The following is a 19087-nucleotide window of genomic DNA, read 5'->3' on the forward strand; positions in this document are numbered from 1 at the left end:
TCACATGGAGGCCACCCCACGAAGGATCAAAATCGCGATCGCCTCGATCCTTTCCCCTGCCCCGGCCTGAACCGTGATGGCACTGATCACGCTGCTCGCCCACGCTCAGAGCTCACTCACCCTGCCGCACTACCAGGACCCGCGAGAGATCTCTGCGGCGATGTGGCACTCAGCGGCAAGCCAGTCCAGCACGGACCTCCGTGACCAGCTCCTCGGGCTGGGAATACTCGCCGCGGTGGCCACCGCGGCGTTCGGCGTGACCGCATGGAAGATATGGCGTGGCACACGCCGGCCCACGCTCCTCCTCGCCGTGGCCGCCGGACTGACCGCCCGTCGAGCAGGGCGCCTTCGTGATGGGCGGCGCCGGAGCCGGGCCGCAACGCGACCGCGGTGAACAGACCGGTCTCGGGTTCGACCGCGAGATGGGCTTTGAAACCGTCTTGGCGGTGCGTGCGGTCTTGTGCACATGCCGGGACTCGGGATCGATGGTGGAGACCATCCGATCAGGGGCGGTGCGCTGGGCGATGTGCCATCGCCCGTCACGGCCGTCGGAGTCGTCGGCCGGTTCCACGTCCTGGCCCGCTACCAGGGCCAAGATGCCCACCGCGTTCGCGGCTTTCTCTCCCAGAGCCTGCTCGGCAGATCCGCCAGCAACCGGATGGCATCGCTGACCAGCGCGTCCACCAGCACCACCCGGGCCTGCCCGTCATTCCAGGCGATGCGCGGCTTACCCGGATCGCTGCCCGGCACCCGAGGTCAGGGTGTGGGGGTGTCGGCGTTGTACTGGCTGGCCTGCAACGCCCACAGCTCGGCGTATTCGCCCGCCAATTCAAGGAGCTCCCGGTGGGTGCCGTTTTCGGTGATCACGCCGTCCTGCAAGACGAGGATCCGGTCGGCGTGCTGCACCGAATGCAGGCGGTGGGTGATGAGGACGACGGTGCGGCCGCCCGCCAGTGCCCGCACCCCGGCGAACGTCGCGGCCTCGGCGCGGGGATCGAGGGCGGCGGTGGGCTCATCGAGCACCAGGAGCGGCGCGTCGCGGAAGTAGGCGCGGGTGAGGGCGATGCGCTGCCACTGCCCGCCGGACAGGTTGACCCCGCCTTGAAACTCGGGCGCCAACAGGGTGTCCCAGCCGTCTTTCAGCCCTTCGATGAGGTCGACCGCGCCGGCCGATGCGGCTGCTCGGGTGAGGGCCTCGGCCGTCGGATCGATCTCATAGCGGCCGATCGCGACGTTGGAGCGGACGGTGAAGGGCCAGCGTTCGAAGCCCTGCGACAGCAGGGCCACGCTGTCGAAGGCGCGGTCGCGGTCGAGGTGGGCGGTGTCGACGCCGTCCCAGGTGACCGACCCTTCCTCGGGCAGGTACAGGCCGGTGAGGAGTTTGGCCAAGGTGGTCTTCCCGGACCCGTTGTGGCCGACCAGGGCGACCACTTCGCCGCGACCGATCGTGAGGTTCACCCCGTTGAGGGCGGGCTTGCCGGCGTTGACATAGCTGAAGCGCAGGTCTCGGACCTCGATCCGTTCCGGGCCGGTCGCCGGGGTGACGGTCCCTCCGGCGGGGATGGCCAGCTCCTGGGCCTGCCGGCAGGCATCCCTCCAGTCCGCGGTGTACAGGCCGTACTCGTGCATGTAGGCCAGCGAGCTGACCACGCTCCCGAGCTGGTTGGTGCCCGTGCGGATGGCCAGGACGGCGGTACCGGCGGCGGCCAGCGCCATCCGGCCGGTGGCCAGCAGCCAGCCGAGCAGCACGTAGGTCGCCGCTGTCGTCAGCCCGCTGAGAGCGCCCGCGACCAGATCGGCTTTGGCGTCGGCGCGGGCCAGACGCGCCTGCTCAACCGCCGAGTGGGTCGCGAGCCGGTCGTAGTGGCCCAGCAGGAAGTCCCCAGCGGCGTGAGCACGGATCTCCTCAGCCGGATCTTTGCTGGTCAACAGGCTGGTGAGGCTGGCTTGCTGCCGCATGTGCGACAGCCATGTCAGCCGGGACTCGTTGCGCATCCGGGTGGCGCGGACGGCGGCCCAGCCCCGGGGAACGACGATGAGAGGCAGAAGCGGGAGCAGCAGGGGGTGCAGCACCCCCAGGACGCCGGCGGCGGCGATGATGCCCATCACCGCGGTGACGGTCTTGATGAGCTGCTCGATCACCAGGTCGATCCACCCGGCCCCGTACTGCGCGGCATCCAACAGATCGTGGAAGTCGGCGCGTTGGAAGTGCAGGAGCTCCACCCGGGCGGACCTGGCCAGCAGTTCGGTGTAGGCCAGGTGTTCCACCTTGGGCTTGAGGCGGCCGGACATGGCGTTGGACCAGGCGGTCATCACCGCGATGGCGATGCCCGAGACGCCGACCAGCGCGAGCGCGGGCAGCGCGGCCGCGATCCGGTCCGGGGTCGGTCCCGCGGTCAGGAGTTGCTGCAGGACGCTGTTGGTGGCCAGGAGCCCGCCCGCTGTGGCGGCCCCGACCAGGAGCTGGCAGCCGGTGACGATGATCAGGGCGTTGCGGTCGGCTCGCCAGCTCAGCTTGAGGCAGATGCCGACCAGCTCGGGCAGACGGCGCATCATCCGGCCGAACCCGGCCGTCCTGTCCCCTTCGTGGCGGGCCCAGCCCATGGTGTAGCGGATACCGCTCCCAAACAGTGGATCGGGCGCGCCGGCCTGCGCGTCACCCTCCTTCGGGGTGTCGTGCTGCGAGGTGTCTTCTGCCTCAGGGGGGTTGGTCCTGGCACTCACTGACGAGCTCCGTTCAGTCGGGGGATGGACTCGCGGCGGGCGCTCGACGACAGGCCCGTCTTCGGTGCAGGTGAGGTCGTGGGCAGGCTCCTCCCGTTGCGTGATCAGTGATGCTTGGCAGGGCGGTGCGCCGTGGGCGTGCGGGTGCGCCGGTCCGTGTCGGGGCGGACCCGGTTGGCGTAGATGTCAGTGACCGTCCGGTCGGGTCCGGGCAGGCCGATGGCGTGCGTGTCGAAGGCGACCATGTTGGTGAGGATGTCCAGGACGGGGCGCGGTTCGGCGCGCGGCGGGCTTAGAAGATCACAGCCGCAGGCGAGGCAGTACCGCAGACCGCGTCGAACAGGACGGCGTCGGGGATCGCGTGCTCGGCGTCGGCCAGCACGACCGTGACCCGGCCTCCGTACCCGGTCGCATCCAGCAGCCTGGCCGCCCGGTCGGTCACCTCAGAGAAGATGTCGACACTGACCACCCGGCCGGCTGTGCCCACGAGCTCGGCGATGAGCGCGGCGTAGCACGCTCATGCCCGGCCGCAGGTCGGCGTGCTGCAGCATCAAGGCCTGGATCTGCGGGGCGGAGACCGAACTGATCGCGTTGCCGTGCTCATCCCACTTGGTGCGCACCGCCTCGTAGGGGGCGTAGGCCTGCTCAAGGGTCGCCGCGGAGGTGAACTCGTGCCGGGGCACCGTCCGCATCGCCGCTTCGACCCGCGCCTGGGTGATGGTGCCATCGGCCACGAGCGCGTCGACGAGCTGGTCACGCCACTCGTCCGGGGAAGCAGCGGCGGTGCTGGTGCTCACATCGGTCACGAGGAGTCCCTTCTCGGCGCAGCGCCAGACAACCCCAGGGCGGGGCGGCGGCGCACAGCCCGCACCCGACGGGCCGCGTGCATAGTCCTACCGGAGCGGCAGCCGCCGCGCCCGCACATCCGCGCTACACGACCGTGTCTGCCAAGGCGTCACCTTCATCCCCTCACGGCCTGGACGGGGGATCCAGCGCCGCCCCTGCCCAGGGTGCCGCGCGTAGGCGCGGATGCGTGCCCTGTCCTGCGGAAATGCGCTCTTCGAGTCGTGGTTCAAGAGGGTCCACGTTGCTTCCTGCCAGCTCTCCCCCACCGGGGGTCAGCGCAGGGATACCGGCGCGGCGCGCCGCCGCCGTCGCCGACTACGAGCAGGTGGGGCACGGGTACGCGGTCACGGCGCTCCTCCACACCCCGGACGGCCCCGACCCGCTCCTGTTCACCCGCAACCGCGCCGTCGAGCTGCCCCGCTCACCACCGAGCAGTGGGTCACCCTCGCCTCCGGCGCCGAGGACGCCCTGGAGGCGCTGATCGCCCTGCTCGGCGAGCGTCCGTCCGCACCGCCGCTGGGTCACATCGCCCGCGCTGCGAGGCTCCTGGCCGACCGCCTGCCCAAGGACCACCCCGCCCGTACGACCGCCGCCGCCCGCCTGCGTGACCTGCACGAACACGTCATCAGCCCGGACACGACCCTGCCCATCGCCGCCGGGGTCACCTCGGTCACCGCCCTGGAACGAGCCGCCGGAGCGACCGCCGCCCACCTCCCAGAGAGCAGGCTCGCCATCGGCGAAGCCCTCACCCTGGACCCCGCCGGAGACGGCTACCGCGTCCACCTCCGCCCGTCCCGCTGGTCCGACCTGGACGCGCTGACCCCGGCCCTCCGCCACGGCGGCGCCACCGATGTCGCCCTGGTCATGGAGGACCTGTGCTTCCTCCGTTCGTCCGAGCCACTGCAGGCCGCGGCCCGGCTGGAGGCTCTGAGGTCAGCCAACCCTTCAGCGGCGAGCTCCGCATGTGCCGTCCGCGTTGGTGCCAGGTCTGGTCAGTGCGCAGGTCTCCCTGCCGCCTTGCTGGATTAGGCGCAGGATGCGGAACTCGGCAGGAGGCTCACACTCAAGCCCACATCAACGATCAGGCGGCCGCTGCGTACGTTATAGCCGTACATCGTGACGGCCTTCGCTTTACCAGCTAGCGACCCTGACCTGGGCAAACTCAGCATCCCCCGCGTCGGTCGAACCGTTGGGGAGCGTCATGGCCACACTGCGCGCTGCCGGCCCCATGCTGGCACTCGCCATCGACCACCTGCCCGAACCGGCCAGTCGCCACGGAGGGTGTCTTTTACGAGCCGAAATATGACGGGTATCGCGCGTTGGCCAGGATCGACAACGACGGCGGCGTACAACTGCAATTGCGGCACGGCACCCGGCTCAACGAGATGTTCCCTGAACTCGCTTTCGCCCTATGGGAGCACCTCCCGAAACGGACAATCGTCGAGGGGGAGATCGTCCGTTGGAGCGAGGCGGGCAGGCTCGACTTCGAAGCGTTGCAGCGTCGCGTGGGCGGCGACCAGCGTTATCTTTGGTGACTCTCAGTCGTGCGGCAAGTACTTCAAGTAGTATTGGCGGCTACTTGACGCACAGTATCTGGGAGTCCATACGGCATGTTGGGCAGGTCAGGTGCGGCCGAGCGGCACTACCGGGCCGAACGAGCCGCAGCCGCCGAGGTCACCAGCGAGCGGCAGCGCCGGCCAACGCCACACCGCATGGGCCTGGTGATCGACATGTTCGGTAACATATGGTAACGATTTGGTGACATATAGTACCCGGCGGGCGTGCACCAGCCTCAAAGCCGCGAACAGATACGGAGATCTCCATGCGGGCAGCAACCACACGAACCAACTCCCGATCCAGACGGCCGATCACCGTCAGCGCGGCCGTCGGCAGCGCACTGTTGACGGCCCTCATGGCCGCACCGGCCTACGCCGGCGAAACGCCGAACGTCCCCGGCAAAGCCCGCGCATCCACGGCCACCGTAGCCTCCCAATCGGGAGGCCAGGAATGGATCCAGACCGATCCGCTCACCTTCAGCCACACTCTCACCGGCGCCGACCGCGTCTACGAGCAAATCTCCGAGGTCCCGGCACTCACGATTCCCTTTCCCGGCGTGTGGGAGTTCTCCTATCACGCCCGCCCGGTCGTTCAACCCACGACGAGCGGGGCGATGTACATCCGCACAGCGTTGTTCAAGAACGGCACGCGTATCCCCGGAAGTGAGGCCGTGACCGGCCTCACTGGCCCGAATCAGATAATTCAGGCCACCGCCGGACAGACGTTCACGCACACCTTCGCCGCCGGGGACGTCGTGACGCTCCACGCGGCCCGCATCCATCCTCAGGCTGGCGCGGCCTCCATCGCTAGCAACGAAGACGGACGCACCACAGTCACGGCGCACTGGGTGAGCCCAACCTGATCCGAACCAAAGCAACTCCCGCATTGAGGTGATCTCGCGCCGTCGGGGAAGCCGTGGCCTCGTTGCCCGCCACGGCACCACACGCGGTCCGGCTGGCCACCGACGGCCGCAGCGGGGAGACCGGGAACGACGGACGGCCATCGTTCCCGGATCTCGTCGACGTTCCCGCCTCGGCGCTCTCGTCGGCGTCACTCGAACCGGTGAACAAACGTTCCTGCTCCCGACGGACACGTCGGAGTGCAGTGACGCGCTCTTAGACCCCGAGGCGCTCTCCGCATGCCTGGTTCTTCTTTGGGTCCGGGCGGAGCTCGGTCAACTTGGCCTACGTGAAAGAAGAGATCATCATCCTCTGACCTGCTGGAAGGGTCCTACAACCCCAGATAAGGTGGGCGCCCGCCACCTGTCGACAATGGAGCCCTGCCGCTACGTGATCTTCGAACTGCTGGAGATCGACAGCGTCGACGTCCGCACTCAACCCCTGGCCGAGCGCCGCAAGCACCTGGAGAAGTTGTTCGCTGGCATCCCGGCCGCGTGCCCGCTTGCCCTGTCCATGCAGACGAGCGACCCCGGCGAGGCCAGACTGTGGTTCACGTCCCTGGCCGGGCACGGCATCGAGGGCCTGATGATCAAGCCTGCCGGTGAGCCGTATCAGCCGGGCGACCGGAACTGGTGGAGGTACAAGTCCAGGACCACCACCGAAGCGATCATCGGAGGGGTGACCGGCAGCCTGGCCCGGCCCTCAGGGCTTGTGCTGGGCCGCTATCCCCCTAAGGGAGGACATCTGCGGGTCGTCGGCCGGACTACCCGGCTGGGCCACGACCTGGCCGCCGAGGTGGCGGCGTATCTTCGCCCGGCCGCCGCGGCTGACCATCCGTGGCCCGAGCAGCTGCCCGCCGGGTGGGCGAGCGGCCTACACGGCAAAGGCGACCCCGTGACCTACAGGCGGATCGTGCCGGAGCTGGTGGTCGAGGTGCTGGTCGACGTCGCCCGCGAGCGCGGCCGGTGGCGGCACCCGATGCGCTGCCTGCGTCTGCGGCTGGACCTGTCCCCGGACGCTGTACCGCGCGGTACCAGGCCGGACGGCGGCCTGACGGCCACGCCGACGCAAGATGGGCTCCCGGTCAAATTTTGTCTTGAGCCCCGGCACCGATTGATCTTGCTCTCCCGCCTGCAGGAGTGAGACGACTTAGGTCAGCAGCCGGCGACTCCGGCACCGCCCGGCCAAACCACAGCTCCAGCGCACGCGATGGCCTGGACCGTGAGGCGCAATCACGGGCCGCCAAGAACGAGGGTGACGCCGCTGCCTGAGCGGGCGAGGTTGGACGAACGGCAGAGTTCGGTCCCCGCCGTACACGCTGAGGCCGTTCGATGCCCGGTGGTTCATGCCGGGCCTGGTCGCGGAGGCGCCCACGGCGGTCGACTGCTTCCTGTTCGAGAACGAGGACGGCACCGATTGGCGCATCCTGATGTGGGACGTGCTGGCCACCGGCTACGACCAGCGCAGCACCGTGGCGATCCCTTGCGCACGAGCACCTCCAAGGAGGTGTGGTCGAGGATCGCGATCCCGCCGGGCCCGTCGTTGCCGTCGGCGCCGCCGAGCGCCGACAGGTAGATCCCGCCGGGCCCGCAGTGCACGGTGTGGGGCCGGGAGTAGCCGGCCCGTTTGGCCAGTTCGTCGGCCTCGATGACCTTGACCAGTTCCGGGCTGAGGCGGTCCTTGGTGTCGAAGACGTGGATGCGTGAGGAGCGCAGTCCGGGCACGATGAGGTAGCGGCGTTCGACATGCGGGTGCGGGGCGCTGGGGCACAGGGCGGTGCTGCAGGCGTTCCAGCCGAAGTGGTGCAGCTCGTCGCCGGTGTTGGGCAGGTTGCTCCAGCCCACCACCTGGCCGTAGTGCGGCGAGGCGGTATCGGTGTCGAGTACGGCCAGCGCGTCCGGCCTGGTCGCCGACCGGTCGAAGGCGACGACATAGGCCAGTTTCTCGGCGGGTGCGCCGGCCGCGTCCCTGGGCGAAGGATAGAACGTGGGGTCCGGGGTCCAGAGGCTCATCCCTTCACGTGTCCACCAATTTCCTACGTCAACCGGGTATGGGCCACGTTTTGTGAATGATCACGCAGCGCTTCAGTTCGGATGCGGGTAGTCCGGTGAGCGATGCTGGAAGGACAGGATGGCGGGGTTCTGGATGACGCCGTCACGGATCTCGATGGCTCGCCGGATGGTGTCGCCCTCGTCCCAGGCCTTGGGGCCGGTGAGCACCGTCCGCAGATGCGGCAGCAGGGACTCGCTGATCTCCCAGGTGGCGGAGTCCCACAGGTAGGACGGGCTGTGGTCGACGGCGTAGTAATGGACCTTGTCCCCCACCTCGAACATCGGCTGGGTGAACGACGTGGGCCGCGCCCAGCTGAAGCCCATCCCCTCATCGCACGACACGTCCACGATGAGAGTGCCCGGCGCGAAGGCGGCCAGATCGTCCTCGTTGACGAACATCAGCGGATTGTCGGTGTTCTGGAGCACGCAGTTGACGACGATGTCATGGTCGGCGATGAACGAGGCGAGCGGTATCCGGCCGCTGTCGGTGAGCGCGTAACTGCGGTTGGGGTCGTCGGCCTCGTGCTCGAAACGCACGATGCGCGCCGAGTGGATGGGAGAGGCGACCGCGGTGACGTCGCGAAAGGTGAGCAGATCGATGTCGTTGACGCCGTGCGCGTTCAGTGCCGTCACCGCGCCCCGGCCGGTCGCGCCGAAGCTGATGACGACCGCCCGCAGCCGCCGCCCGTAGTCGCCGGTCTTCCCGGTGAGCGCCAGGGCGTGCAGAACCGAGCAGTAGCCGGCCATCTCATTGTTCTTGTGCAGGACGTGCAGGTTGAAGCTGCCGTCACTGTTCCAGTGGTTCATCGCCTCGAAGGCGATCAGAGTGAGTCGCCGGTCGATCGCCAGCTGTGTCACTTCCTCATCCTGTACGCAGTGCGGCCAGCCCCACAGGATCTGTCCGTCGCGCAACTCCTTGAGGTCCTGGGCCAGGGGCTTGGGGAGCAGAATGACATCGCAGCGCACCACCAGCTCCTCCCGTGACAGCAACCCGGCCACGTGCGGCGCCAGTTGCTCATCAGAGATGCCGAAACGCTCGCCGTAGCCGCGTTCGAGGTAGATGAGGTGCTGAAGATCGGCTTCGATCCGCTCAAGGTGCAGCGGGTGGATGGCCAGCCGGTGCTCGTTCTCCTTGCGGGAGTGTGCCACGACGCCGAGACTGAGCTGATCCATACGGGCTCCCTTGGGTTGACCCTATGTCTAGCAGGTCCACATCGGTGTTACGCGCAGTGGCCATCAGCGTGAGGGTTCCCAGCCTCGCCGAGGCGCGCGGGCGCTGGTGGGCTGGTCGGCGCGGCTGACGGTAGACGATGTAGGGGCGGGTCAGGTAGCCGATGGGCGCGGTGAGCATGTGCACCAGCCGGGTGAACGGCCAGATGGCGAACAGCAGCAGCGCGCTGAGCGTGTGCACCTGGAACAGGATCGGCGCACCGGCCATCAGCGCGGGATCCGGGCTGAAGAAGAAGATCGACCGGAACCACGGCGAGATGGTGGCGCGATAGTCGTAGCCGCCCCCGATGACGTTGGCCGCCACCGTGGCGGCCAGACCGAGCACGATGGTGATGCCCAGCACGGCGTACATGAGCTTGTCGTTGCGGGTGGTGTCGGTGAAAACCGGTCCGACGGTGCGTCGCCGGTAGATGAGTACGGCCAGGCCGCCGAGGGTGGCGGCGCCCGCGATGGTGCCGAGCGCGACGGCCGGAGCGGCAGCAAGCCGTCTACGAGGCGGTCACGTCCGCCTGCCCAAAGGTTCGTACCACCAGCCCGTGGCCGGCAGTAGCAGGGCTCCCCCGCACCGCCGGCCAGTGCTATGGGCTGCGATCGTGTCAAGTGCGGCGTCGCTCCTGTCCTTGGTCGGCCGGGCGGTTTTCGCCGCGGTAAGTTGGGCGCGGCGGCGGGCGTGCGGGCGGATCGAGGTCTTTTCCGGCAGAATCGGTGTGGTCCTGTCCGGCGGGAACACCGCCTGGACCACGTTGCGGTCGCTCCTCGGCCGCGCCGAGACTGCTGGGGGAGATGGTGGGGTGCCTACCCTGCACGCCTGGAGCGGGCAGCAGCCAGTAGGCGCTGCATGACGGTGTCGCCCTGTTCACCCAGTACATGAGCCCACAGCGGATCGGCGCCATCGCCTACGGGGGCGCCGATCCCGCTGATGACCCACGATGGCACGCCTCGGGGGCACGCACCCGCGCCGAGTACGGCCGCTGGTGCCGGCACGCGTGCGGCATGGCCTGCCTGCAGATGGCCCTCGATCACCGCGACGGGCACGCCCAGCCGCTGCTGGAGCTCCTGTGCGGCTGCCGCGCCTACGGCGGCTACGTCGAGCACGACGACGGCCGGATCAAGGGCCTGTACTACGCGCCGTTCGCCGACTACGTACGCGCCGCGCATGGCCTGCACGCCGAGGTGCACCCGCACCTGGCCGTCGCGGACCTGCCCGGCCTGCTCGCCGACGGGCACCTGGTCATGGCCTCGGTCCACAAGGAGATTCGCCGCCCCGAGCTGTCGGCTCCCGGCCGGGGCGGGCACCTGGTCCTGCTTACCGGCCACGACCACGGCCTGATGAGGGCGTAGCTGCGCGGCACCAGACGCTGCTCAACGGCGCGGCCCCAAAACGCCAGCGCCTCCACATAAGGGACGGCGTCGCGGTGGCCGAGGCCGCAAAAGCGTGGAGGGCGGTCGCCGGAATGCGGGATCTTCATGAAGGTATAGCCTCCTCGGACGGGTTTGAAAATCGATGCCGAGCAACGGTGTAGGCGATTCCGTGGTCCGTCAGAAAGGCGGCTCATCGGAGAAGTCAGCGGGTCAAGGGCAGGAGGCGGGGCGGTGCCCGGGGAGCGGTCGCCCGCCAGTCAGAAGAAGGAGCCCCGCACCGGAATCAGTCCACCGTAGGTGGCCCCTTCGGCACACGCCCGCAACATCAGCTCGGCGGGGTCCCTCTGATCATCGGTGAGCCAGCCCGGCGGCAAGACCAGCAGCACCGCTTGACGGCGGGCTTTGCCCGCCTTCTTCCACTCAACGTCGACGTTTCCGGTCGCGGCATCGGCCCGCCACCACGCTCCTGCACCGCGGCGGGTGATCTCGGCGACGCGGCCGCGCTCCATCCGCACCTGCCAGCCCGCGACCTCCTCGATCCGGTCGCGTGTCAGGTCGACCGGACGCAGGCCCATGGTCAGCATGTCGGCCACATGTCCGAGGGTGCCGAAAGGGTGAAGCTGGCCAGGCTGGATGATCAGCAGCAGATAGATCGTGCTGTGGTGGCGGACTCGGGTGGATCTCCTCCTGGCTCAGCAGCACGTCCATGCCCGCGGCCACGTGGTAGACCGCCAGAGCCATCGCCACGCTCGAAGTGGCTTCCTCCCCCAGTTCCCCGCCTGGGTTCATCGCCGGGTTCGGATGCGGTGCCTGTACGCATCTCTCCCAGGACGTCAATGAGGACCGGCACGAAATCGAGCACGTCCTCCAGCACATCTGCCAGGACCGCACGATCCAGGCCTCCCACGTGAACCACCAGCGTGCGCACACCGTCATCACTGTGATCGGTGGCCAACTGGTAGACGGCCGCGGTCGCATCACCGGAGAACTGTCCGGGAGGTCCTGGCAGCAGCGACAGCAAACCCAACCAGGCTCGTGGCGGCCACCCGGTCACCGTCCAGCACCCGGTCAGCCAGGGCCTCCTGACAAGCGCGGCACCCGTCCATCACCGCACGATCAACTGCCCGACAGCGTCCATGCGCACCAACCCCGGCCGTCCGAACGCGCTGGCGTCGATCGGCGGCACAACGGGGCCGCGATGCTGGTGCAGCGTCCCGGCGGCGACGTGAGAGAGAACTCGGTCATATCGCCCAGCTGCGTCGCCACGGTCATCGCCGACTCGCCGTTCACGGCAACGGCGCTGGCGACAGTGTCGGCTGGTCGGAACCTGCGCGCACGCGCATCCCCCTCGCACGAAGGCACGCACGCCGCTCCCTCCCGACAGGCCGCCCGGCCCCGCACGTCCACCGCATGGCGTTGCAAGCGGACGGCCCCCGCGCCGACGCGATGCGGGGGCCGAAGGTCTCCAGGCAGTGCTGGTGGCGTGCCGGCCGTGGTTCTCGCCGCCCCAGCGGCGGTCCTGGACCACACTTGCGCCGTCGGCGTGGCCCACATCGGCTACGTCCGGGCACAGACGCCTGACGCTCATGGGGTTCGGCGACGCCAGATCTGGTTGAGGCGATCCTTGCAGATCGCCTGCAGGACGTTGGCGCCATGGGCGCGGCTGGCGTCCTGAACGTCCAGGCACAGGCCGCTGTGCCGGGCGATCAGCTCGAAGGCGCCGGTGCCGCGCCATTTCGCCCCGGGCGGCGTCCGCATCCTCCACTGCTGGTTGTAGCCCGGCTCCCAGCACCTCGCCTGAAGGACGTTGGCGCCGTGGAAGCGGCTGGCGTCCTGGACGTCCAGGCACTTGCCGCTGTGCCGGGCGACGAGCTTGAAGTAACCGCTGTCGGTCGGCACGAAAGACCACTGCTGGTTGTATCCGCTCACGCAGTACGCCTGCAGGACGTTGGCGCCATGCGCGCGGCTGGCGTCCTGGACGTCTAAGCATCTGCCGCTGTGCTCGGCGACGATCTCGTAGTAGGTGGTTTCGGCGTGGGCGACCCCGGGTGCGGTGAGGGTGAGGCCGGCGGCCGCGGCCGAGGCCACGGCGAGAGCACGGCGGATTGCTGCGAAAGACATGATCATTTTTCCTCTCATGTGATCCAGAGTGGGGGTGAGGAGCCGATTGCTCATCCGTCGCACAGGCGCAACGACCGCCCCAGGTCGACGATGAAGCGAGCCAGTGCGGCCCGTGCGCGGAACAGGTCGTGCAGTTCGGGAGTGGGGTCATGGTCAAGGAGCTCCACGGGGATCGCGGTCCACGCACTGCGCAGCACGAGCGCGGCGGCGTAGCCGAAGGAGACCTCGCGGGGGTCGGCGATTGCGGCCGTCGCGGCGGCGTAGGCGGCCTCGATCACCTCATGGACGGCGGGCAGGTCCGCGGGATCGAGCTCACCGGTGTGGGCCCGGCCGACCAGGAGCTGGCCGAGGTCGAAGCCCACGGCCGCCGGGTGCGGCCAGCTCCAGTCGACGGCCACGAACTGCGCCGAGCCGTCGGCCGGGACCAGCAGGTTCATGGGGCCGGCGTCGCCGTGCACGAGGGTGTGCGGCAGGCGCTCCAGCGCCTCCAGCAGCGGGCCGATCCGGTCGGCCAGAGCCAGCAGGTCGGCCCGCAGCAGGGGATCGGCATGCCGGGCGACCAGAGGGTGGCGCCAGGTGGCCGGGTCCCGCAGGATCGGCAGGAACAGCCTGGCGACAGGACCCGCGCAGTACCAGCGCAGCCCAAGGTTGAGCGGCTCGCGCGGCGCCGACGAGCGGCCCGCCACGGGCCGTGCGGCGGCGAGGTCGCCGAGCAGGCGGGCGGCGGCGCGGTAGCGGTCCAGGCCCCACGCGGTGGGCTCGACCCGCACGTCCTCCAGCCACATGACCAGCCGGTCGTCCCCCAGGTCCTCCAGCCGGTACATCCGGGGCAGCCGCAACCCGTCGGGAAGCGGGGAGCGGGCCAGGTAGGCGTCCGCGTCGGCCCGCCAGGGGAACTGCGCCAGCGCCTCGGCCCGCAGCTCCTCCGGCATCCGCGCGAACCAGGCCGAGTGCTTGATCGCGTGGATCGACTTGACGAAGAACGACCAGCTCACGCCGCTGGTCGTCGTGCCGCGCACGCGGTGGAGCGAGGCCGTCGACAGCGACCCGGAACCGTGGTGGACGGGCTCGACGCGCTGCTCGGCGATCTCGGCCAGCGGATCGCCGAGGCTCGCGCGGACGAGGTCGGTCAGGCCGGTGGCCGGTGTGTTGGTCATGGCTCCAGCCTGCCGAGCGCGATACTGCCTCGCATGAGCACGGCCTACTCAAATAGGCTTTCGCCGTGGCAGCCTCCTGGCCGTTCGTCGGGCGTACGGCGCAACTCGCGGCCATCAGGTCCGCCGACCGGGGCGTGGTCGTCGCCGGACCGCCGGGCACGGGCAAGAGCCGCCTGGTGGCGCAGGCCGTACACGATCTCGACGGGGTGGCCTGGGCGCGGGCCACGGCGGCCGCCGGAGAGCTGCCGCTGGGCGCCTTCGCGCCGCTGCTGCCCGCCACGCCGCCCACCGGCAACCCGCTGGGCTGGGCGGCCGCCGCGCTGCGCGCCCCGGTGCTCGTCGTGGACGACGCCCACCTGCTCGACCCGGCCTCGGCCGCGCTCGTCCACCACCTCGTGACGCGGGGCGGCACCCGGGTGATCGCCACGCTCCGCAGCCGCACAGCCGTGCCGGACGCGGTGCACGCCCTGTGGAAGGACGGCCTGGTGCCGCGGCTGGAGCTGGAGCCGTTCTCCCTGGAGGACACCGCGGCCGTCCTGGAGGCCGCCCTGGGCGGCCGGGTGGAGTCGGCGACCGTGGCCCGGCTGTGGCGCGTCAGCCAGGGCAACGCGCTCTACCTGCACGAGCTCGTCCTGTCCGGGATCCTCATCGAGGACGGGCAGGTGTGGCGCTGGCGCGGGCCGCTGACGATCACGCCCACGCTGCGCGAGACCGTCGCCGCACGCATCGGTGACCTGACCGTGCGCGAGCGTGAGGCGATGGAGCTCCTGGCCTACGGTGAGCCGCTCGGCGCCGACCTGCTGGCCGTCCTGGGGTCCCTCGACGCCGTCCAGCAGCTGGAGGACCGTCAGCTCGTCACCGTGCAGCGAGACGGCCTGCGGCTCCAGGTACGGCTCGCGCACCCCCTGTACGGCGAGGTCATCAGGGACGGCTGCGGCGTACTGCGCGCCCGCACGATGATGCGCCGGCTGGCCCAGGCGGTCACCGAGGCCGGGCTACGACGGCGCGAGGACGTGCTCAGAGTGGCGCTGTGGCGGCTGGACGGCGGCATGAGCGGCGATCCCGGGCTGCTGCTGGCCGGCTGCGAACGCGCCAGGGTCATCCGCGACCTGGAGCTGGCCGTACGGCTCGCACGCGCGGCCGTGGCCGCGGGCGGCGCGACGCCCGCGCTGGCCGCGCTCGGCACCGTGCTGTTCTACACCGACCGGCACGCCGAGGCCGAGGAGATGTACGCCGGCGTCTGGGCGGCGGAGATGGGCGAGACGGCCCGGATCGACCTCGGCGTGCAGCGCGCGCTGAACCTGACCGTCGGGCTGGGGGACGTCGCACGGGCACGGGCCGTCCTGGAAGAGACCACCCGGCTGGCCCGCGGTGTCGAAGGACGGCAGGGCACGCTCATCATGCGGGCCGTGCTGGCCGCCCTCACCGGCGACATCGCCGCCGCCGAGGACCTGCTGGCACGGACGCGGGACATGGGCCCGCTCAGCCCGCACGGCCTGCGCATGATCGGCGGGGCCGAGGCGGCCGTCCTGCTGGCGCGGGGCCAGGCTACGGAATGCCTGGCCCGCGTGCAGGAGGCCGGCGCCCGGCTGGCGCAGCAACCAGACGCCATGCGCAGCCTGTCGGCCGCGCTGACCGGGTACGCCGCGAACGCCGCCCTGCTGCTCGGCGATCTGGACACCGCCGAGCGACTGGCCGACGAGGGATACGACCTGGGAGGCCAGTGGGGCAGCTGGACGCGGGCGATCCTGGAGTTCGGCGCGGCCAAGGCCCGCGTGCTGCGGATGCGCGGCCGGCTCACCGACGCCCTCGCCTGGGCCCGCGACACCGTCGTGCGGCTGCCCGTCCCCAGCACGCTGGCCGGAGCCTGCCTGGGCGAACTCGCGCACGCCTACGCGCTCCTCGGCGACGTCGCCGCGGCCGAGCAGGCGCTGGCGCGAGCGGAGGGCGCGGGCACGCCGATCGGCCCGTACGGCGTCCTGCCCCTGCGATTCGCCCGCGCGTGGACCATGGCCGGGCGCGGCGACGCCGCCGGTGCCGTCGAGGTCTGTTTGGAGAGCGCCGAGAGCGCGCTGCCGTGCGACGTGCCGTTCGCGCTGCACGACGTCGTCCGGCTGGGCCGCCCCGACCTCGTGGCCGCCCGGCTCGCCGCGCTCGAGGTCGACAGCCCGCTGGTCGCCCTGTTCGCGCGGCATGCCGCCGCCCGCGACGGCGCGCAGCTCGACGTGGTCTCGGAGGGCTTCGAACGGCTCGGCCTGCTGCTGTACGCGGCCGAGGCGGCTGCGCAGGCGGCGGCCCGCTACCGCGAGTCCAGGCTGTGGCGCGGCATGCGGGCGGCGCAGACCCGGGCCTGGCGGCTCTCCCAGCGCTGCCAGGGTGCCCGTACGCTCGCGCTGATGGACCTCGACGTCCCGGGCCTGACGCCGAGGCAGCGCGAGATCGCCGTGCTGGCCGCCCAGGGGCTGACGAACCGCGAGATCGCCGAGCGGCTCGTCGTGTCCGTTCGCACGGTGGCCAACACGCTGTACGCCATCTACGAAAGGACAGGCGTCAACGATCGCACCGCCCTCGCCTCCCTGCTGAGCGGGCCGCAGGGATAGTGCTGCCGGGTTCGGACGGGTGCTCACCGCGCTCATTCGCTGGTAGCCGCTCGTGCCTCAGCCTTGGTCGAAGTGCGGCCCGGCCGCCTGCCGCAGGGTCTGCAGGGCGTCGGCGAGCAGGGGGTTGCCGTTGGCCTGGCGGTGCAGGGCGACCACGGTGCGGTGGGCGGCGGGCAGGTCCAGGCGCGTCGCCACGACGCGATCGTCGGGGACATGGCCCAGAGCGGGCACCACCGCCACCCCCAGCCGGGCGGCCACCAGGTGGCGGACCACGTCATAGTTGTTGCTGCGGAAGGTGACCGCGGGCACGAACCCGGCCGCCGCGCACAGCCGGGCCAGCGACAGGGCGCCGCCGGTGCCTTCGCGGCTGGTGATCCAGCGCTCCCCGGCCAGCTCCGGCAGATCGGCACCCGGGGCGTGGTCGCGGGGCCGTAGCAGCAGCAGGTCCTCGCGCAGCAGGTGGTGGGCGGCCAGGCCGTCGGGCCACTGCTGCGGGGTGAGGCCGTACTCGTAGACCAGCGCCAGGTCCAGGGCGCCGTCGATCACCCGCGGGATCAGCTCCTCGGGCTCGCCCTCTTCCAGGAGGATCTCCGCGCGGGGGTAGCGGCGGGTGAAGGCCGACAGGGTGGGCGGCACCAGCCGTACGCTGGCGGTGGGGAAGCTGCCCAGCCGCAGCCGGCCGGTGGTGCCGGCGGCCAGTTCGCGCACCTCGTAGCCGAAGTCCTCCAGCGTGGCCAGCACCCGCTGGCTCAGCTCGACCAGCCGGTGCGCCGCGGCGGTGGTGCGCACGCCGCGCGCCTCACGCTCGAACAGCTCCAGCCCGGTGTCCTTCTCCAGCGCCGCGATCTGCTGCGACACCGCCGAGGCCGTGTAGCCGAGCTCGCGCGCCGCCAGCGCGAACGATCCGGTCCGGCACACCTCTCGCAGGGTGAGCAGATGCAGGGGTTTGATCATGCCGACTCCGCGCCGCCAGTAGAGCACCCTAAGCAGTTCTTGGGCTTTGGCGGGAAATCTATCGGTCTGCTGGGGCTTGGATTCACCCGGGATCGCCTCCATCGTGGACAAAGCCATCCGTACCTGGAGGAGATAACGCATGGTCATGGTCTCTCAAGGGCGGCTGCGCGCGGCGTTCGCGCGGCGCCTGTCGGAGATGTACGGGCAGGAGGTGCCCGCCTACCGGACGCTGGTGGAGGTCTGCCAGAAAGTCAACGACGGCGTGCTGCGGCGGGCGGGAGCCGGCGCCGAGCGGCTGGGCTCCATCGAGCGCGTCACCGCCGAACGGCACGGCGCCATCCGCGGCGGCACCCCGGCCGAGCTGCGGCAGGTCGCGCGGATCTTCGGGGCGCTGGGGATGCGCCCGGTCGGCTTCTACGACCTGCGTGAGGCCGCCGCCAGCGCCGTGCCCGTCGTCTCGACCGCCTTTCGGCCCGTCGCGGCCGACGAGCTGGCCGGCGATCCCTTCCGGGTCTTCACCTCGATGCTCACCCCGGCCGATCCCCGCTTCTTCGACCCGGATCTGCGCGAGCGGCTGGACAGGTTCCTGGCCGCGCGGCAGCTGTTCCCGCCGGAGCTGCTGGAGCTGGCCGATCGGGCCGGACGCCAGCGCGAACTGCCGCGCGAGCAGGCCGAACGCTTCACGCACCTGGCCGTCCAGGCGTTCGCGCTGGGCCGGGAGCCGATCGACCAGGCCTGGTACGAGACCCTGGAACGGGTCTCGGCGGTCGCGGCCGACATCGGCGGCGTGACCAGCACCCACATCAACCACCTGACGCCGCGCGTACTCGACATCGACGAGCTGTACGCGCGGATGACCGAGCGCGGCATCACCATGATCGACCAGATCCAGGGGCCGCCGCGCTGGTCCGGCCCGGACGTACTGCTGCGCCAGACCTCCTTTCGCGCCCTGGCCGAGCCGCGCGCGCTGCGCCGGCCTGACGGCGGCCTCACCACGGGATCGCTGCGGGTGCGCTTCGGCGAGGTGGAGGCGCGCGGAATCGCGCTGACCCGGGCCGGCCGCGAACGCTACGACGACCTACAAGCCAGAGCCGACGCCAACCTTGCCGACCGCTCGGCCGACCGCTCGGCCGACCGCCGCGTCGGCGGCGTCGACGGCCGTGCGCGGGCCGCCCGGACGCTCTGGGAGCGGGAGTTTCCCTCGACGGAGCGGGATCTGGCGGTCGAGCGGCTGGCGTACTTCACCTATCGGCCGGTGCCGGATCGCCCGCGTGACGGGCGGCGGCCCGGCACCGGGCTCGCCGACCTGATCGACCACGGCTGGGTACGCGCCGAGCCCATCGTCTACGAGGACTTCCTGCCCCGCTCGGCGGCCGGGATCTTCCAGTCCAACCTCACCGGGCAGGGCGTCAGGGACGACAGCCGCGCCGCCGCCGACTACGACAGCGACTGGCTCGCCGGCGCCATCGGGGCCGAGGTGCTGGACCCGTTCACCCTGTACGAGAGCCAGCAGCGGCGCTCGCTGGAGGACGCCGCCCACGCGCTCGGCCTGCCCGAGATCAGCTGACCCCCCGAGCCCGACCTCG

The 19087-nt window shown here is 70.6% G+C and carries 18 protein-coding genes and 1 pseudogene; 7 read left to right on the forward strand and 12 right to left on the reverse strand.

Features of this window, described 5'->3' with window-relative positions:
* Positions 1–347: 347 nt before the first annotated feature.
* From ACGFJ2_RS47725 to ACGFJ2_RS47745, 5 genes and pseudogenes are all read right to left on the reverse strand, one after another.
* Positions 348–738, reverse strand: a pseudogene (locus ACGFJ2_RS47725) (IS5/IS1182 family transposase); the annotation flags it as partial.
* Between the two features lie 18 nt (positions 739–756).
* Positions 757–2724 carry an ABC transporter ATP-binding protein gene (locus ACGFJ2_RS47730; RefSeq protein ID WP_393479977.1) on the reverse strand — a complete coding sequence of 656 codons (1968 nt, stop codon included), beginning with the start codon at positions 2722–2724 and terminating at the stop codon, positions 757–759.
* Between the two features lie 104 nt (positions 2725–2828).
* On the reverse strand, positions 2829–2969 hold the full coding sequence (locus ACGFJ2_RS47735; protein ID WP_357952875.1) for a hypothetical protein: 141 nt from the start codon (positions 2967–2969) through the stop codon (positions 2829–2831).
* A gap of 47 nt (positions 2970–3016) precedes the next feature.
* The gene (locus ACGFJ2_RS47740) at positions 3017–3211 is read right to left on the reverse strand and encodes a hypothetical protein (RefSeq protein ID WP_357952876.1); all 195 of its coding nucleotides are present in this window, start codon (positions 3209–3211) and stop codon (positions 3017–3019) included.
* On the reverse strand, positions 3168–3530 hold the full coding sequence (locus tag ACGFJ2_RS47745; RefSeq protein WP_393479980.1) for a hypothetical protein: 363 nt from the start codon (positions 3528–3530) through the stop codon (positions 3168–3170). Before ACGFJ2_RS47745 ends, ACGFJ2_RS47740 begins: the two co-directional genes overlap by 44 nt.
* A gap of 223 nt (positions 3531–3753) precedes the next feature.
* Between ACGFJ2_RS47745 and ACGFJ2_RS47750 the strand changes: the two genes are divergently transcribed.
* The 4 genes from ACGFJ2_RS47750 to ACGFJ2_RS47765 all read left to right on the forward strand — a co-directional run bounded on the left by ACGFJ2_RS47750 (position 3754) and on the right by ACGFJ2_RS47765 (position 7169).
* A complete protein-coding gene (locus ACGFJ2_RS47750; RefSeq protein WP_393479983.1) occupies positions 3754–4599 on the forward strand; it encodes a hypothetical protein in 846 nt (281 codons plus the stop codon).
* 188 nt (positions 4600–4787) lie between these two features.
* A complete protein-coding gene (locus ACGFJ2_RS47755) occupies positions 4788–5105 on the forward strand; it encodes a hypothetical protein (protein ID WP_393480480.1) in 318 nt (105 codons plus the stop codon).
* 287 nt (positions 5106–5392) lie between these two features.
* Positions 5393–5989, forward strand: coding sequence for a hypothetical protein (locus ACGFJ2_RS47760; RefSeq protein ID WP_357952879.1), 597 nt, complete (start codon positions 5393–5395; stop codon positions 5987–5989).
* 385 nt (positions 5990–6374) lie between these two features.
* Entirely contained in the window at positions 6375–7169 is a 795-nt protein-coding gene (locus tag ACGFJ2_RS47765) for a hypothetical protein (protein WP_393479985.1), read from the forward strand.
* Between the two features lie 200 nt (positions 7170–7369).
* Here ACGFJ2_RS47765 and ACGFJ2_RS47770 read toward each other — a convergent pair whose 3' ends face one another.
* From ACGFJ2_RS47770 to ACGFJ2_RS47780, 3 genes are all read right to left on the reverse strand, one after another.
* Positions 7370–8038 (reverse strand): selenium-binding protein SBP56-related protein, encoded by a 669-nt coding sequence (locus ACGFJ2_RS47770; RefSeq protein WP_393479988.1) that lies wholly within the window; start codon positions 8036–8038, stop codon positions 7370–7372.
* A gap of 72 nt (positions 8039–8110) precedes the next feature.
* A complete protein-coding gene (locus ACGFJ2_RS47775; protein WP_393479990.1) occupies positions 8111–9250 on the reverse strand; it encodes a N(5)-(carboxyethyl)ornithine synthase in 1140 nt (379 codons plus the stop codon).
* Positions 9168–9758: a respiratory nitrate reductase subunit gamma gene (locus ACGFJ2_RS47780; protein ID WP_393480483.1), complete on the reverse strand. Its 591-nt coding sequence runs from the start codon at positions 9756–9758 to the stop codon at positions 9168–9170. The genes ACGFJ2_RS47775 and ACGFJ2_RS47780 overlap by 83 nt, the downstream gene beginning before the upstream one ends.
* Before the next feature lie 416 nt (positions 9759–10174).
* Here ACGFJ2_RS47780 and ACGFJ2_RS47785 point away from each other — a divergent pair, with 416 nt between their 5' ends.
* Positions 10175–10648, forward strand: a complete 474-nt coding sequence (locus ACGFJ2_RS47785) for a peptidase (RefSeq protein ID WP_393479993.1) — start codon at positions 10175–10177, stop codon at positions 10646–10648.
* Positions 10649–10926: 278 nt separating this feature from the next.
* Here ACGFJ2_RS47785 and ACGFJ2_RS47790 read toward each other — a convergent pair whose 3' ends face one another.
* From ACGFJ2_RS47790 to ACGFJ2_RS47800, 3 genes are all read right to left on the reverse strand, one after another.
* A complete protein-coding gene (locus tag ACGFJ2_RS47790; protein ID WP_225302967.1) occupies positions 10927–11262 on the reverse strand; it encodes a hypothetical protein in 336 nt (111 codons plus the stop codon).
* A 991-nt stretch (positions 11263–12253) separates the two neighbouring features.
* Positions 12254–12790 (reverse strand): RICIN domain-containing protein, encoded by a 537-nt coding sequence (locus ACGFJ2_RS47795; RefSeq protein WP_357952886.1) that lies wholly within the window; start codon positions 12788–12790, stop codon positions 12254–12256.
* A gap of 50 nt (positions 12791–12840) precedes the next feature.
* On the reverse strand, positions 12841–13947 hold the full coding sequence (locus ACGFJ2_RS47800; RefSeq protein ID WP_393479997.1) for a hypothetical protein: 1107 nt from the start codon (positions 13945–13947) through the stop codon (positions 12841–12843).
* Between the two features lie 65 nt (positions 13948–14012).
* Between ACGFJ2_RS47800 and ACGFJ2_RS47805 the strand changes: the two genes are divergently transcribed.
* Positions 14013–16547, forward strand: coding sequence for a LuxR C-terminal-related transcriptional regulator (locus tag ACGFJ2_RS47805; protein WP_393479999.1), 2535 nt, complete (start codon positions 14013–14015; stop codon positions 16545–16547).
* A gap of 57 nt (positions 16548–16604) precedes the next feature.
* Here ACGFJ2_RS47805 and ACGFJ2_RS47810 read toward each other — a convergent pair whose 3' ends face one another.
* Complete coding sequence (locus ACGFJ2_RS47810; protein ID WP_393480002.1) at positions 16605–17501, reverse strand: LysR family transcriptional regulator; 897 nt, start codon at positions 17499–17501, stop codon at positions 16605–16607.
* 139 nt (positions 17502–17640) lie between these two features.
* Here ACGFJ2_RS47810 and ACGFJ2_RS47815 point away from each other — a divergent pair, with 139 nt between their 5' ends.
* Positions 17641–19068, forward strand: coding sequence for a 2-oxoadipate dioxygenase/decarboxylase family protein (locus ACGFJ2_RS47815; protein ID WP_393480004.1), 1428 nt, complete (start codon positions 17641–17643; stop codon positions 19066–19068).
* Positions 19069–19087: the final 19 nt, after the last annotated feature.

It is taken from the genome of Nonomuraea sp. NPDC049028, from assembly GCF_043197735.1.
Lineage (GTDB): Bacteria > Actinomycetota > Actinomycetes > Streptosporangiales > Streptosporangiaceae > Nonomuraea.